The organism is Flavobacterium sp. (assembly GCF_965277525.1).
Taxonomy (GTDB): Bacteria; Bacteroidota; Bacteroidia; order Flavobacteriales; family Flavobacteriaceae; genus Flavobacterium.
In genome coordinates this window covers 594891-609012 of sequence record NZ_CBDIDC010000002.1, presented here as the reverse complement: position 1 = coordinate 609012, position 14122 = coordinate 594891, and the positions used below count along the sequence as shown (strand labels likewise).

Sequence of the window (14122 nt, the reverse complement as noted above, 5' to 3'; positions counted from 1 at the left end):
ATATGAAGAAATACTTAACCTTATGTATTTTCGCTTTAGTACTTGCGGGTTGCGGTAGCAATACTACCATAGTTAATAGCTGGAGAGATCCAAAAATAACAGTTGCTCAGGAAAATTTCAAGAAAGTTTTAGTGGTCGCTTTATTAAAAGACGAAGCTTCAAGAAGAGTTACGGAAAACAGAATTGCCGCGAGTAATCCTATTTTTAAAACTTCTTACGAATACTTAAACGAAACAACCAAGAATCTGACTCAAGAGCAAAAATTAAAAATATTGCAAGATGAAGATTTTGATGGAGTTATTACATTGCGCTTAGTAAGTACAGAGAAAGAAACAACTTATGTTCCCGGAACTTATACAGGAATGTATTATGGTGGCTTTGATGGGTTATATACCGGCATGTATGGCTATGGTTTTGGAAACTGGTACGGAATGTACTCGCCTAACTTCTACGATCCCGGTTATTATCAGGAAACAACTTCCTACATGGTAGAAACTAATGTTTTTTCATTAAAAGAAAACAAATTAATCTGGACAGGGACTACAAAATCAGATTATGTGACCGATTTAGGTCAAACGGTAGATGCGATTATGCAAACTGTTGTTGAGGAAATGAGAAAAGATGGTTCGCTTCCTCCAAAAAGCAAAATATAATTTAAAAAGCAATATTTTGGATATTGCTTTTTTTACTTATAATTCTATGACTAAATTTGTCAAGACATTAAATAACTTCAATAATGAAAATACTTCTTAAAAATGCAAGAGAACAAAAAGGATTAAAGACCCGTGAAGTGGCTCAAATTCTTGGTATTGATCAGGCATTAATAAGCAAATTTGAAAGTGGAACCAGAAAACCAACCCGAGATCAGATTTCAAAACTTTCTCAGCTTTTGGAAATTGATTTTGAAACATTAATGATCACTTGGCTTAAAGAAAAAGTATTATATGAAATTGGCAATGAAGAATTTGCTTTAAAAGCATTGCTTCTTGCTGAACAAGAAATTCAAAACAATACAAAAACAATAAGTTCCTCCGTTTTATCGACCATTCAAGTTATCTTAGATGAAATTGAAATTTTAAAAAAACAAATTCAAAGTTTTGAACATTTTGACCTGCATCGAATTTCTAAGATATTAGAATTGGAATTCATTTCTGAAAGCAATCGTCTTAACGGAAATTCATTGACGTTTCAGGAAACTAAATCGGTAATCAATGAAGGATTAACTATTCCCGGAAAAAGCATGCAAGAACACCTTGAAGCGGTTAACCTTCAGGAAACCATAGCCTATATTAAAGATATAAATCAAAAGAAAGTACCTCTTACAGAAAAGGATTTTCTCCTTATTCATAATTTAATCCTTAAAAGAATACAACCAGAAAATTCAGGAAAATACAAAAATGACCCAATAATAATTCGGGAAATGAATTTATTTTTTAATTGGTTTGAAGCCAATAAAAATAGCCTGCATCCGATACTGTTGGCCTCTGAAGCACATCTGAAAATCATAACTCTTAGTCCGTTTGAAAATGGAAATGTACAAATAGCTAATGTTTTAATGAATTGGATTTTACTCCAAAATGGCTACGTATTTGCAACAATACAAGCAAATGAAGAAAGCATACATGAATATAGGTTCGTTTTAGAACAATTTCAAAACACAAACGATAAATCTATTTTTATCAATTACATTCTTCGCATTGAAAAGGAAAACCTCATGCGGGCAATCGAATTGGTTTCAAAATAAAAAAGCCCAACTCAATGGGCTTTCATTTTAATTTTTATCTTCTAACAAAGGAACAAATCTAAATTCTCCAAACTCATGTTTTTCGAACTGTGTTTCGTTCTTACGAATTAACAAGGTCATAATCTGAACATCTTCTCCTAACGGAATAACCAGCCTTCCTCCTATTTTTAATTGTGCCATTAAGGGCTGAGGAATAAAGGGGGCACCTGCAGTAACAATAATACTATCAAACGGTGCATAACTTGGCAACCCTTTGTAACCATCGCCAAAAGATAAATGTTTAGGACGAATATTTAATTTTGGAAACAAATTAGATGTTGTTTTAAACAATTCATTTTGTCTTTCCACACTAAATACTTTAGCCCCCAACATACATAAAACGGCAGTTTGATAACCTGAACCGGTACCAATCTCCAAAATTTTATGCTCTTTTTTAACTTCTAATAATTGCGATTGAAAAGCAACGGTATACGGCTGTGATATTGTTTGACCAGCTCCTATAGGAAAAGCCTTATCCTGATAAGCATAATCTTCAAAACTAGAATTCAAAAAAAGATGTCTTGGGATTTTTTTTATCGCATCCAAAACTGCTCTATCGGTAATTCCTTTTTGCTCTAAAGTGCTTACTAATTGATTACGAAGTCCTTGATGTTTGGCAGTGTCTTTCAAAATGGGTAGATTTTATTTTGGCAAAAATAAGAAAGTAAATAGGAAATCAAATATTGATTTTTAATTATTAAATCGCTAAATCTTTATTGCATTCACTTTTACTTTCAACAAATAAATTATATTTTTGTTTAAAATACATTCTCATGTTAAAAGTAGGAGTTTTAGGTGCTGGTCATCTTGGTAAAATACATTTACGCTTATTACAACAATCTGACCAATACGAATTAGTTGGATTTTACGACGAAAATCAAGAAAATGCCGAAAGAATTTCAAAAGAATTCGGTTATAAAAACTTCAGTACTATTGCAAAATTAATCCACGCTGTGGATGTCATTGATATTGTAACTCCAACACTTTCGCACTATAAATGCGCTAAAGTGGCTATCAAATCCGGAAAACATATCTTTATAGAAAAACCAATTGCCAATACTGTTGATGAAGCAGAAGAAATTATTGCTTTAGCCAAAGAGCACAATGTAAAAGGTCAGGTAGGTCATGTAGAACGCTTTAACCCCGCGTTTATTGCTACGAAAAACATGATCGAAAATCCAATGTTTATAGAAACACATCGATTAGCTGAATTTAATCCGCGTGGAACAGATGTTCCAGTAGTTCTGGATTTGATGATTCACGATATTGATGCTATTCTAAGTGTTGTAAATTCAAAAGTAAAAGATATTCATGCCAGTGGGGTCTCAGTAATCAGTGATACTCCCGATATTGCCAATGCACGAATTGAATTCGAAAATGGATGTGTGGCGAATTTAACCGCCAGTAGAATTTCAATGAAAAACATGCGTAAAACACGCTTCTTTCAAAAAGATGCTTATATTTCAGTTGACTTTCTGGAAAAAAAATGTGAAGTGGTTCGCATGAAAGATGCTCCTGAAATTCCAGGAGATTTTGATATGATCCTGCAAAATGCCGAAGGTGTAAAAAAACAAATCTATTTTACCAATCCTGATGTAGAGCAAAACAATGCCATTCTGGACGAATTAGAATCTTTTGCAAACGCAATTAACACAGACACTATTCCGGTTGTAACGCTTGAACAAGCTACAGATGCATTAAGAGTAGCTTATCAGATTATAGATTGTTTTGATAAATAACAAAAAAATAAACTCATTATTTTTAAGGTTTAAAGTATACTTCGAGGTAACTTTAAACCTTAACTTTTAAAATACAAATACAAAATTAAATGAAAACTATAGCTGTAATTGGTGCAGGAACAATGGGTAACGGAATTGCTCATACATTTGCACAAAGTGGTTTTACTGTAAAACTTATTGATGTTTCTGAGAAATCATTAGACAAAGGAATGGCAACTATTGCTGCAAACCTAGACCGAATGTTATCTAAAGGCACCATTACTCAGGAAGACGTGGCAAAAACGATCACCAATATTATTACATATACTGACATAAAGGATGGCGTTGTTGGTGTTGATTTAGTTGTCGAAGCGGCTACAGAAAATGTGGAACTAAAACTCAATATCTTTAAACAATTAAACGAAGCTTGTTCTCATAATACCATTTTAGCAACCAATACTTCTTCCATATCTATTACGCAAATAGGAGCCGTAGTGGCACATCCTGAACGTGTCATCGGAATGCACTTTATGAATCCGGTGCCAATTATGAAATTGGTCGAAATCATTCGCGGATACAACACCAGCGATGAAGTCACTAAAATCATCATGGATTTATCTGAAAAATTAGGAAAAACTCCTGTTGAAGTAAACGATTATCCTGGTTTTGTAGCCAATAGAATTTTGATGCCTATGCTAAATGAAGCCATCGAAACGTTATACAATAAAGTAGCCGGCGTTTATGAAATCGACACTGTAATGAAATTAGGAATGGGACACCCAATGGGGCCGCTTCAATTAGCTGATTTTATTGGCCTTGATGTATGTTTAGCTATTCTAAATGTAATGTATGAAGGTTTTAAAAACCCAAAATATGCTCCTTGCCCACTTTTAGTAAATATGGTTAGGGCCGGAAAATTAGGAGTAAAATCCGGTGAAGGCTTTTATGATTATAGTGAAAGTAAAAAAGCGGAGAAAATCTCTAAGCAATTTATTCTTTCATAAAAAGGAGATACCATGTCGATACAATCGAATTTAAATACAATTAAAGCTGGTTTACCGGAAAATGTAACTCTCGTCGCGGTTTCTAAAACAAAACCTGTTTCTGATTTAATGGAAGCTTATGAAGCCGGTCAACGCATTTTTGGAGAAAATAAAATCCAGGAAATGACTGATAAGTACGAAGAAATGCCAAAAGACATTCAATGGCACATGATTGGTCATGTACAATCGAATAAAGTAAAATTTATGGCACCATTTGTGAGTTTAATTCATGGTGTTGATAGTTTGAAATTATTACAGGAAATCAACAAGCATGCTTTAAAAAACAATCGAATTATTGATTGTTTGCTTCAAATATATATTGCCGAAGAAGAATCTAAATTTGGTTTAGACGAAAACGAATTAAATGAATTATTATCTTCTCCAGAGTTCAAAGAATTGAAAAACATTCGTATCTTAGGATTAATGGGAATGGCAACATTTACAGAAGACCAAAACCAGATTAAAAAAGAATTTACACATTTAAAATCAATTTTTGATTCGATTAAAGAGCTGAAAACTGAAAACTGCGATCTGAAAACTATTTCTATGGGAATGTCTGGCGATTATCAATTAGCAATTGAATGCGGAAGTACAATGGTTCGCATTGGAAGCAGCATCTTTGGAGGCCGTTAATTTTCAAAACCAAATATAGTTAGACACACTGCCGTGCGTCTCAACAAACAACTGAATACTAAAAACTGAGACTGAATACTGAATTTGTACGCAATACTAGACATAGAAACTACTGGAGGCCAGTTTAACGAAGAAGGAATTACTGAAATCGCTATTTATAAATTTGATGGCCATGAAGTAATTGACCAATTCATTAGCCTTGTCAATCCCGAAATTCCGATTCAGCCTTTTGTGGTGAAATTAACCGGAATCAATAATGCTATGTTGCGTTCCGCTCCTAAATTTTTCGAAGTTGCCAAACGAATTATCGAAATCACTTCTGATTGCATTATTGTAGCACATAATGCCTCTTTTGACTACAGAATATTACGTACAGAATTCAGACGTTTAGGGTATGACTTTGAAGCCAGAACTCTTTGTACCGTAGAACTTGCAAAGAAGCTGATTCCCGAACAACCATCTTATAGCTTAGGAAAATTGGTGCGTGCACTCGGAATTCCAATGGCAGACAGACATCGTGCCAGTGGCGATGCAATGGCAACAACAAAGTTGTTCAAAATGCTTTTGGAAAAAGACTTAGAAAAAACCATTGTAAAAGACTTTATAAAATTAGAGGTAGAGAAAGGAATTGCTCCAAAATTTTTAGATCTTTTATCCCAAATGCCTGCCAAAACTGGTGTTTATTATATCTATAATGAAGGTGGTACACTAATTTATATTGGTAAAAGCCAAAATATAAAAAAAAGAGTCAATCAGCATTTTACCGGAATTACAACGAAAAGCAAAAAAATTCAGACCGAAGTTTTTACCATTACTTATGATGAAACGGGAAGTGAATTAATAGCCTTACTGAAAGAAAGCGAAGAAATAAAAATAAACCGACCACGATACAATCGTTCCGGACGAAAAACGATTTTTCAATATGCTTTATATGCTGAAAAAGATGCTAACGGATATATAAACCTAAAGCTTGAAAAAGCAGACGGTCGTAAAAAAGAAATTACATCCTTCGCCACTTTGCAGGAAGGTAAAAATGCGCTTTTCAGATTCACAACAAAATACCATTTGTGCCAAAAGCTAACAGGATTGTATCAAAGTAAAAAAGAGTGTTTTCAATATAAAATAAAAGAATGCGACGGTGCTTGTATCGGAGAAATCACTCCTGAAGTATACAATGCCAGAGTGCAACAATTTATAACTGAAAACAGTTTCGATAATAAAAGTATGATTCTAATTGATAAAGGTCGAAATATCAACGAAAGAAGCGCCATACTAATTGAAGAAGGGATTTACAAAGGATATGCATTTTATGATCTAAATTATCAGATTACCAATATTGATATTTTAAAAAATATCTTAATTCCTATGCCGCACAATCGCGATGTAAAAAACATAATTCAGAATTATATTCGCAAAAGCAAATCCCTTAAAATTCTTCATTTTTAACAAACGAAAACTTTCATTATCTTCGTGAATATGAAAAAAATGAAATCAAAATACCAAATCTTCAGAGAACAGGTCAAAATCATTCTTTATGGTACCAACACCATATTAGGACGAATGTTTGATTTAGTTTTATTGGGACTAATACTACTGAGCGTCATTTTGATTATGATGGAAACCGTTCAGGGAATCAATCAAAAATATCATTCACAGCTAATAATTTGCGAGTGGGTCATCACCGTATTTTTTACAATCGAATATATCTTAAGGATAATCTCGATTCAAAAACCAGTAAAATATGTTTTTAGTTTCTACGGAATCATTGATTTACTGGCTGTTTTACCTATGTATTTGTCTATATTTTTTCCGGGAGCAAGCATATTATCTATTGTAAGAGCATTACGATTCTTCCGATTATTCAAAATTCTACATATTCCACAAATATCCCATCAATCTGCACAACTTCGGGAAGCTATTGAAGCCAGTAAAGAAAAAATTCTCGTTTTCATTTATTTTGTTCTTATAAGTACCATAATTATAGGCTCAATTATGTATCTGGTAGAAGGTAAAGAATCAGGATTCACCAGTATTCCAATGGGCATTTACTGGACCATCGTTACATTAACTACTGTTGGTTATGGAGATATTTCTCCACAAACACCACAAGGGCAATTTATCGCAGCGCTGGTAATGATTTTAGGTTACGGAATTATTGCTGTACCAACAGGAATCGTTACGGCAGAATTTGCCAAAAGCAGTCTAAAAGGAGGTGCTGTAAGTACCCGAAAAACATGTAAAAAGTGCAATTCGCAAGTACATTTTGACAGCGCAAAATACTGTCATGAATGCGGAAGCGAATTATCTAATAATTAATTTAAGGAGCTATTTCCGGCTGTACATTCCAACTCCTCCTTAATATTTGTTGTTTTTTAATGGCATAAAAGAAGCTTCTAAAGTCGCTCTTTCATCCCAAAAAACTAACCAATATAAGTCAGGGGTTTTCACTCCCATCCGGGCTAAAAAATATGAAACACTTAATCACCATCGTCGGACCAACAGCTATAGGCAAAACAGCCTTGAGTATTGCTCTGGCCCAACATTTTAAATGCGAAATAATATCTTGTGACAGCCGTCAGTTTTTTAAGGAGATGACCATTGGTACCGCAGTTCCCAATCAGGAAGAATTACAAGCAGCAACACATCATTTTATTCAAAATAAATCTATTTTCGAAAATTATACTGTTGGCGATTACGAAAAAGAAGCATTAAACAAATTAGAAGAATTATTTGAAAACAATGATTTTGCTATTCTTATTGGCGGTTCAGGTTTGTATGTTGATGCCATTTTAAAAGGATTTGATGAATTTCCAGAAATCGACCCTGAAGTACGTTCTGCAGTACATGCGAACTATGAAAAACTTGGAATTGAATATCTGCAAGAGCAATTAACAAAACTAGATCCCGATTATTATCAGAAAATAGCCTTAGAGAATCCTCAAACGCTTCAAAATCCTCAAAGAATGATGCGTTTTGTCGAAGTTTGTATCGGAACTCAAAAACCCTATTCTTCTTTTTTAAATCAAAAGAAAAACAATCGAAATTTCAATCCTGTTTTAATTGGTTTGGAAGCTGAAAGACAAATCATTTACGACAGAATCAATCAGCGTGTCGATAGTATGATGAATGAAGGTTTACTGGAAGAAGCTAAGATACTCTATCCTAACAAAGTGTTAAATGCGCTCCAAACTGTGGGTTATAGAGAATTATTTAGTTATTTTGAAGGAGATTTCTCATTGCCTTTTGCTATAGAGGAAATCAAGAAAAATACCCGCCGTTTTTCCAAAAGACAACTTACCTGGTTCAAAAGAAATGAAGCCACCAAATGGTTTGATTACGCAACGAATAGAAAAGAAATCATAGCTTATGTCGAAAATTCACTAAAATAAAACTCTATTTTCTATTTTCTATTTTCTAAATTAATCTAAAATCTAATATTGCCAATGCCTATATCACCCAATTTTACATCAGTTTTAAGCAAAGACTGGGAAATAAATTTCACGCAATGCACGCCTAATGGCTTTTTAAAATATACAGATTTATGTAATATTTTACAATTAACCGCTGCAGCACATTCTGAAGTTGGCGGCATTAGTTTTTTTGACATGCAGGAGTTTCATCAGGCGTGGGTTTTAAGCCGCATGCGTGTTGAAGTTACCGCGTTACCAAAATGGCAAGATGTAGTAACGGTAAAAACATGGATCAATAGTTTAGAAAATTCCCGTTCTGTCCGTGCCCTTGAAATGTATGTGAACGGAAAAAAGATCGTAGGCTGCGAAACCTATTGGGCCGTTTTTAATACGCAATCACGTCGTCCGGAACCTTTGGCTTTACCCTACAAACATTTTGAATTGTATCCTCATAACAGGGCTACAAACGAAGGGTTTTCAAAAATCAACATTAATCACGAAAAAGAAGCCATTTTCGAAAAAACAGTTTATTTATCAGATTTAGATATTGTAAATCATGTGAATAATGTCAAGTATCTGGAATGGTGTCTGGATCATGTGGATGAAAAAAGAATCCTGAAACAAGAAGTAAAAAGCTTTGAAATGAATTTCATGAAAGAATTATCTTTGAAAGATAAAGTTGTCATTCATGAAAGTGAAGATGGTCAAAACACAACCAGATTTAGTATTACAAAAGGCGAAAAAACTTGTTTTGCTTTAGAATTACACTGGAAATAATTATTAAATATTGTGTGTTGTCCGTATGGGACATATTCTATTGTATTGATAAAACGCTACTGACATATAATCTCTACGAGATACCCTTATAAAATCTATATTTGATACTCCGTTAGGAGTTAAATGTCGGTAGCAAAAATTAAGATAGTCTGGTAAAATGTCCCGTAGGGACTACACGAGTCAGATTAAGATTTTTTTTGAATTAGCTGAAAAAATGTAATTTATCCAAAGATCAAACGGACAGAAATAACTAAATGTTACTTTATAAAAATTCGAGCTAATTCGTGCAATTCGTGGCAAAAAAAAAAAAAAACGATGCAATTTTGCATCGTTTTTGTTTCATATCAAAATTATTTTGATTTTTTATTTGAATCTTTTTCAGATTTTTTAGGTTTCTTTTTCTTTTCAATCAAATCAATTTTGCCTTTAATTCTTTTCTCGACTTCAGTAATATCAGAATCAAAAGTGAACTGTAAAGTACAAAGTTTTGCTTCTTTAATTGCCGCCAATGCATTTTTAAATTCCTGCTTCACTTCAAAGAGAATTGCCTTCTTTACATAAATTTCAGATTTATTAATTCCTTTTATGGTTAGAGCAAAATCAATCAGTTTTTGAGCTTCATTATAATCTTCATTTAATATTAAAGTCTGAATGTAATACGGATATACTTCAAGCGCATGAATATTTATAGCCAAAGCTTCCTGAAAATAAGACTTTGCCTCTTCGTAATTCCACAATTGTTCTGCCTGAATTCTTCCGTATAAACACAAAACCATGGTATTTTTTGCATCATAAGAAAATGCATAATCTAAGGATTCTATTGTTTCTTCAAGCGAATATGGATAATTATCCAAAGCCTGAAATAAGTATTTATCAATTGTTTTCATTTCGTAAATCTGTTTTTAATTTCTGACGTGTTCCTTTGTAACTTTTCTCGACTTTATTCTTTTTAAAGTCAGATCCGCTAAAAACCCGAATAGGATTTCCACGCTGAATATTCAGTTGATTTTCCCATTGTTCACTAACATGGTTTTTAAGTTGCTGAAGTGTTTCGTCTTCTAATTTTTTTAGTAATCTTTCTGTTGCCAGTTTTTTGTTTTGGTGTTGCGAACGGCTATCCATGGCAACAACTGCAATTCCGGTTGGAATGTGTGTAGCTCTAATTGCCGAACTCACTTTATTAACATGTTGTCCGCCAGCACCGGAACTCCGCATTGCCTGATACTGAATATCACTTTCTGAAATCGACGTATTTTTTTGCGGTTTAATCTCAAATATGCCAATAAACCAATTTTTACGTTTGTGCATTTTCCTAAACTGACTCTGGCCAATCCATTGAACGGTTCCAATCCAGGAATTAGCAAATGTCACGGCATTTTGCCCTTTTACAGCAATTGTTGCCGTTTCTATCGTTCCGTTTTCATGACCAACCTCTCTTTGGAGCAACATAGTTTCTAAACCTTGATCCTGTGCTTCGTCTAGTACTTTTTTAAGTACCTGGGCAACCACCCAAGTACATTCCGCAGGTCCCCGACCCGCTGTTATCTGAATTATTCTTTCCATTTTTCTACTATTTTTAACAGCTTTTCTCTATTCTTTGCTGCTTTTACAAACTTTGGTAAACGAGCCACTAAACTTGCTGAAAAATTTATTTTCGAATTACGTTCTCGCAAACCTGCTTCAATATATCTTTCTAAATATTGAATATGATCTACATTATAAGCCCAGAAAATATTTCCGCTGACTTCTTTTTGAAACCAAAGTGTCAAATTGAACCATCTATCCTTCTTTAATCCATCATCTTTTGGTTTCTGCAGAATTTCACGAATTTTCGGTTTCCATTCTTCCTGAAAATTACAATGTGGACATTTAGTTTTATATTTTTCCGGTATCTCTTTTAATACTTGAGATTCGAATTCAAATTTTTTAAAACACTTATTACAATATGGTTTTCCATAAGCGACATATTGACTCACCAGCTCTTCTAATTTATGAAAGCATTTTTTGCATTCAAAAACCTGTATGGTACATTTACCACATTTACAATCCTTATCAAATTGTCTTTTTACCGATGATTTGGATTCACATTTTGGGCATTTTACCAAAATCTCGTAATCATAACTTCCTAAAAATTTATTTTCATCCTGAAACCTTTTCATAATCTTACTTTTTTATCGGTCCATTCTAACAATTTTTGGAGTAAAAGTTCCCAGAACTTCAACCAAATCCGTTTGATTTCCCATTACTTTTGTAATGTCTTTGTACGCCATTGGTGCTTCATCAATATTGCCGCCAATTAAGGTTACATCATTCGCTTTTAATACTTTTTTGATTTCACTTTGCGTAAAAGTAGCTTTGCATTTCGCTCTTGAAAATAAACGTCCCGCCCCATGTGAAGCCGAGTTTAAACTCGCTGCATTTCCTTTTCCTTTCACTATATATCCCGGAGCTGTCATTGAACCCGGAATGATTCCCAATTGACCTTCAGCAGCAGGAGTTGCACCTTTTCTATGCACTATACATTCTTGTCCGTTTACCATTTCTTTCCAGGCAAAATTGTGGTGATTTTCAATTGTTACCACTACTCTCTTTCCTATCGCTTTGGAAATTCTTCTGTGAATATCATCGTGACAGGCTTTTGCATATTCTCCAGCCAGATTCATCGCTAACCAATATTCCTGACCATCGTGCGTATTTAGATCTAACCAAGCCAAATGCTGAACGTTTTTAGGCAGCGGACATTGCTTAGTTGCGAGATACGTATAGTGTTTGGCTATATTTGCACCCAAACCACGAGAACCACTGTGCGATAAAACGGCAAAATACTCCCCAACTCCTAACTTCCATTCATTTTCCGGATTGTCAATTTTTGCGACACCAAATTCTACAAAATGGTTTCCTCCACCGGAACTTCCTAATTGTTTATAGGCTTTTGGCAGAAGATTTTTTAATAGTGGAATATCCTGAAACTCGCTTTTATAAAAAACGTCATGATCGGCTTTCGTTGCATGTGTTTCATTCATTCCGAATTTGGTATTATCCTTTAAAATTGCCTGTAATTGATGTTCTTTCCCTTTAAAATGCGAAGCTGGTAAGTCGAAAATCGACAAACTCATTCGGCAACCAATATCAACACCAACTCCATACGGAATAACGGCATTATCTGTTGCTAAAACGCCCCCAATGGGCAAACCATAACCTGAATGCGCATCTGGCATTAAAGCTCCGGCAACTGAAATTGGTAATTTTAAAGAATCATACAATTGAAACTTTGCTTGTTCGTCAATTTCGTTTTCTCCAAAAATGGTAAAAGGAACCCTTGTTGTTTTCAGTTGGTGCATTCTGACCTGAACTGGTTTTATCAATCCTTCAGCGACTTTTCCCCAGGTTCCGTGTCCTTCAAACTTTTCCGGATGAAGTAAAACGTCTTTCGCTTCTGTTAGAATAGAGTCTTTTTTCTCTCTTTTTCTGTATCTGTTTATTTGCCCTAAGGCAATATTTATTGAATTATTTTTTGGAAAGCCTAATTTAATTAAGTCCTTTCCGGATAATTTATTTCCCATGATCTATATCGTTTCGTCTACATATTGTTGATACAACATATGCAGATTTTTATTTTTAATTGGGTTTCTCTCTCTCGGATTTTCATTTTGATAATACCGGTTACGATATGAAAAACCATCTACTAATTTGTTTATTTTATATCGTAGATTAAGATTAGTAATGTAATTGTCCAAAATCTGAATTTCACTTTCCAAAACTGCATCAACCATTTTCGTATGCGTTATCATATTGGGCCTAACGCGCATTACATAACGCCAGGGTTCATTAAATACATAATGAATTTTATAGCGTTTACAATTAGGACACCAACATTCTCTTTTATAAAAATGCGTTTTTTCTTTTTCCGTCAATGTTAGTTTTGGACTTCTCCACTCTGATTCAGAAAACTCTTTTACTGCCTGAAGCTTTTCAACATATACATGCTTTCTCTTTCGTTTTTTCTTTTTCTTAAAAGACTTTTCAGAAGAGAATTGCACTGTATTTATCTTTTCCAGCAATACTTTGTAAAAAGATGATTCGTTTGACCTTGCTATATCTTCTCGTAATACAAAATTGCGTTGCCAGCCTTTTTGATAAGGAACTGCTAAAGGAACCAATGGTAATTCTTGCCGTTTTTTCCAGAGTTCAACTTCAAGCTTTCTTAACTGAATTAACTGTTTTTCAAAATCTTCTTTTACTAATCTTTTCTTTGCTCTTTTATTTTAAAGCGGGAGCACAAAGCATACTCCTCTGCTGTATAATTTTCCATAAAAAATTATAGTGCATTAAATTAATAGCCAAACTGGCCATAACATTTTATCCGTGAGGATAAATAATAAAATCGATTATTCGGGAAAATTTGAAGTGTCTAGAATAAAAAAAGCCCGAAACTAATGTCTTCGGGCTTTTTTATATATCTAAAAATTGAATTTCTAAGATTGAAATAAGCCACGAAGAAGCGCTGCACCAAATTTATTTGATGTGAAGCTTTGAGATGATAATGTAAATACAGACATTTTTCTTCGTTTATTAAAGGGTTATTACTTTTTTCGTGTGCAAATATTCAGAATACTTTTTTGATTTTCCAAATTATTTTAAAGAAAAATCGTGTAAAAAATAATCCACGTATCTTGTAAGTGCTATAAAATGAATTATCTATCTGAAAACTAAAACCTTATAGCAAATTAAATTTCCAACATTTTAAATTCCAAATTC

15 protein-coding genes are annotated in these 14122 nt (G+C 33.7%); 9 read left to right on the top strand and 6 right to left on the bottom strand.

From position 1 onward, the window contains the following. Window positions 1–2 precede the first annotated feature (2 nt). A complete protein-coding gene (locus ACQY44_RS04725; protein WP_428229247.1) occupies window positions 3–653 on the top strand; it encodes a hypothetical protein in 651 nt (216 codons plus the stop codon). An 83-nt stretch (window positions 654–736) separates the two neighbouring features. Beyond that, window positions 737–1744: a helix-turn-helix domain-containing protein gene (locus ACQY44_RS04720; protein ID WP_428229246.1), complete on the top strand. Its 1008-nt coding sequence runs from the start codon at window positions 737–739 to the stop codon at window positions 1742–1744. A gap of 27 nt (window positions 1745–1771) precedes the next feature. On the opposite strand, the gene ACQY44_RS04715 is transcribed toward ACQY44_RS04720, so the two are convergent. Continuing rightward, complete coding sequence (locus tag ACQY44_RS04715; protein WP_041518722.1) at window positions 1772–2413, bottom strand: protein-L-isoaspartate(D-aspartate) O-methyltransferase; 642 nt, start codon at window positions 2411–2413, stop codon at window positions 1772–1774. A 143-nt stretch (window positions 2414–2556) separates the two neighbouring features. On the opposite strand from ACQY44_RS04715, the gene ACQY44_RS04710 reads away from it, so the two are divergent. From ACQY44_RS04710 to ACQY44_RS04680, 7 genes are all read left to right on the top strand, one after another. Continuing rightward, the gene (locus ACQY44_RS04710; RefSeq protein WP_428229245.1) at window positions 2557–3522 is read left to right on the top strand and encodes a Gfo/Idh/MocA family protein; all 966 of its coding nucleotides are present in this window, start codon (window positions 2557–2559) and stop codon (window positions 3520–3522) included. A gap of 89 nt (window positions 3523–3611) precedes the next feature. Beyond that, window positions 3612–4505 (top strand): 3-hydroxyacyl-CoA dehydrogenase family protein, encoded by an 894-nt coding sequence (locus tag ACQY44_RS04705; RefSeq protein WP_173973183.1) that lies wholly within the window; start codon window positions 3612–3614, stop codon window positions 4503–4505. A gap of 12 nt (window positions 4506–4517) precedes the next feature. Next, window positions 4518–5177 (top strand): YggS family pyridoxal phosphate-dependent enzyme, encoded by a 660-nt coding sequence (locus ACQY44_RS04700; RefSeq protein WP_428229244.1) that lies wholly within the window; start codon window positions 4518–4520, stop codon window positions 5175–5177. A gap of 84 nt (window positions 5178–5261) precedes the next feature. Beyond that, complete coding sequence (locus tag ACQY44_RS04695; RefSeq protein ID WP_428229243.1) at window positions 5262–6623, top strand: exonuclease domain-containing protein; 1362 nt, start codon at window positions 5262–5264, stop codon at window positions 6621–6623. 30 nt (window positions 6624–6653) lie between these two features. Then, entirely contained in the window at window positions 6654–7493 is an 840-nt protein-coding gene (locus tag ACQY44_RS04690; protein ID WP_428229242.1) for an ion transporter, read from the top strand. Between the two features lie 152 nt (window positions 7494–7645). Further along, complete coding sequence (miaA, locus tag ACQY44_RS04685) at window positions 7646–8566, top strand: tRNA (adenosine(37)-N6)-dimethylallyltransferase MiaA (RefSeq protein ID WP_428229241.1); 921 nt, start codon at window positions 7646–7648, stop codon at window positions 8564–8566. 54 nt (window positions 8567–8620) lie between these two features. Beyond that, the gene (locus ACQY44_RS04680) at window positions 8621–9364 is read left to right on the top strand and encodes an acyl-[acyl-carrier-protein] thioesterase (protein ID WP_428229240.1); all 744 of its coding nucleotides are present in this window, start codon (window positions 8621–8623) and stop codon (window positions 9362–9364) included. Between the two features lie 350 nt (window positions 9365–9714). On the opposite strand, the gene ACQY44_RS04675 is transcribed toward ACQY44_RS04680, so the two are convergent. Genes ACQY44_RS04675 through ACQY44_RS04655 form a run of 5 tightly spaced genes read right to left on the bottom strand, consistent with a single transcriptional unit; the run spans window position 9715 to window position 13524 of the window. After that, window positions 9715–10251, bottom strand: a complete 537-nt coding sequence (locus tag ACQY44_RS04675) for a tetratricopeptide repeat protein (RefSeq protein ID WP_428229239.1) — start codon at window positions 10249–10251, stop codon at window positions 9715–9717. Next, the gene (gene prfH, locus ACQY44_RS04670; RefSeq protein WP_428229238.1) at window positions 10238–10927 is read right to left on the bottom strand and encodes a peptide chain release factor H; all 690 of its coding nucleotides are present in this window, start codon (window positions 10925–10927) and stop codon (window positions 10238–10240) included. The genes ACQY44_RS04675 and prfH overlap by 14 nt, the downstream gene beginning before the upstream one ends. Beyond that, window positions 10915–11523, bottom strand: a complete 609-nt coding sequence (locus tag ACQY44_RS04665; RefSeq protein ID WP_428229237.1) for a hypothetical protein — start codon at window positions 11521–11523, stop codon at window positions 10915–10917. The genes prfH and ACQY44_RS04665 overlap by 13 nt, the downstream gene beginning before the upstream one ends. A gap of 12 nt (window positions 11524–11535) precedes the next feature. Next, window positions 11536–12927, bottom strand: coding sequence for an RtcB family protein (locus ACQY44_RS04660; RefSeq protein WP_428229236.1), 1392 nt, complete (start codon window positions 12925–12927; stop codon window positions 11536–11538). 3 nt (window positions 12928–12930) lie between these two features. After that, the gene (locus ACQY44_RS04655; RefSeq protein ID WP_428229235.1) at window positions 12931–13524 is read right to left on the bottom strand and encodes a hypothetical protein; all 594 of its coding nucleotides are present in this window, start codon (window positions 13522–13524) and stop codon (window positions 12931–12933) included. Window positions 13525–14122 lie beyond the last annotated feature (598 nt).

What these genes read in the sequence shown, in the direction of transcription:
- ACQY44_RS04675 (WP_428229239.1), bottom strand. Translation starts at nt 10,251, where the DNA reads ATGAAAACAATTGATAAATACTTATTTCAGGCTTTGGATAATTATCCA.
- ACQY44_RS04705 (WP_173973183.1), top strand. Translation starts at nt 3,612, where the DNA reads ATGAAAACTATAGCTGTAATTGGTGCAGGAACAATGGGTAACGGAATT.
- prfH (WP_428229238.1), bottom strand. Translation starts at nt 10,927, where the DNA reads ATGGAAAGAATAATTCAGATAACAGCGGGTCGGGGACCTGCGGAATGT.
- ACQY44_RS04680 (WP_428229240.1), top strand. Translation starts at nt 8,621, where the DNA reads ATGCCTATATCACCCAATTTTACATCAGTTTTAAGCAAAGACTGGGAA.
- ACQY44_RS04690 (WP_428229242.1), top strand. Translation starts at nt 6,654, where the DNA reads ATGAAAAAAATGAAATCAAAATACCAAATCTTCAGAGAACAGGTCAAA.
- ACQY44_RS04660 (WP_428229236.1), bottom strand. Translation starts at nt 12,927, where the DNA reads ATGGGAAATAAATTATCCGGAAAGGACTTAATTAAATTAGGCTTTCCA.
- ACQY44_RS04700 (WP_428229244.1), top strand. Translation starts at nt 4,518, where the DNA reads ATGTCGATACAATCGAATTTAAATACAATTAAAGCTGGTTTACCGGAA.
- ACQY44_RS04720 (WP_428229246.1), top strand. Translation starts at nt 737, where the DNA reads ATGAAAATACTTCTTAAAAATGCAAGAGAACAAAAAGGATTAAAGACC.
- ACQY44_RS04665 (WP_428229237.1), bottom strand. Translation starts at nt 11,523, where the DNA reads ATGAAAAGGTTTCAGGATGAAAATAAATTTTTAGGAAGTTATGATTAC.
- miaA (WP_428229241.1), top strand. Translation starts at nt 7,646, where the DNA reads ATGAAACACTTAATCACCATCGTCGGACCAACAGCTATAGGCAAAACA.
- ACQY44_RS04710 (WP_428229245.1), top strand. Translation starts at nt 2,557, where the DNA reads ATGTTAAAAGTAGGAGTTTTAGGTGCTGGTCATCTTGGTAAAATACAT.
- ACQY44_RS04725 (WP_428229247.1), top strand. Translation starts at nt 3, where the DNA reads ATGAAGAAATACTTAACCTTATGTATTTTCGCTTTAGTACTTGCGGGT.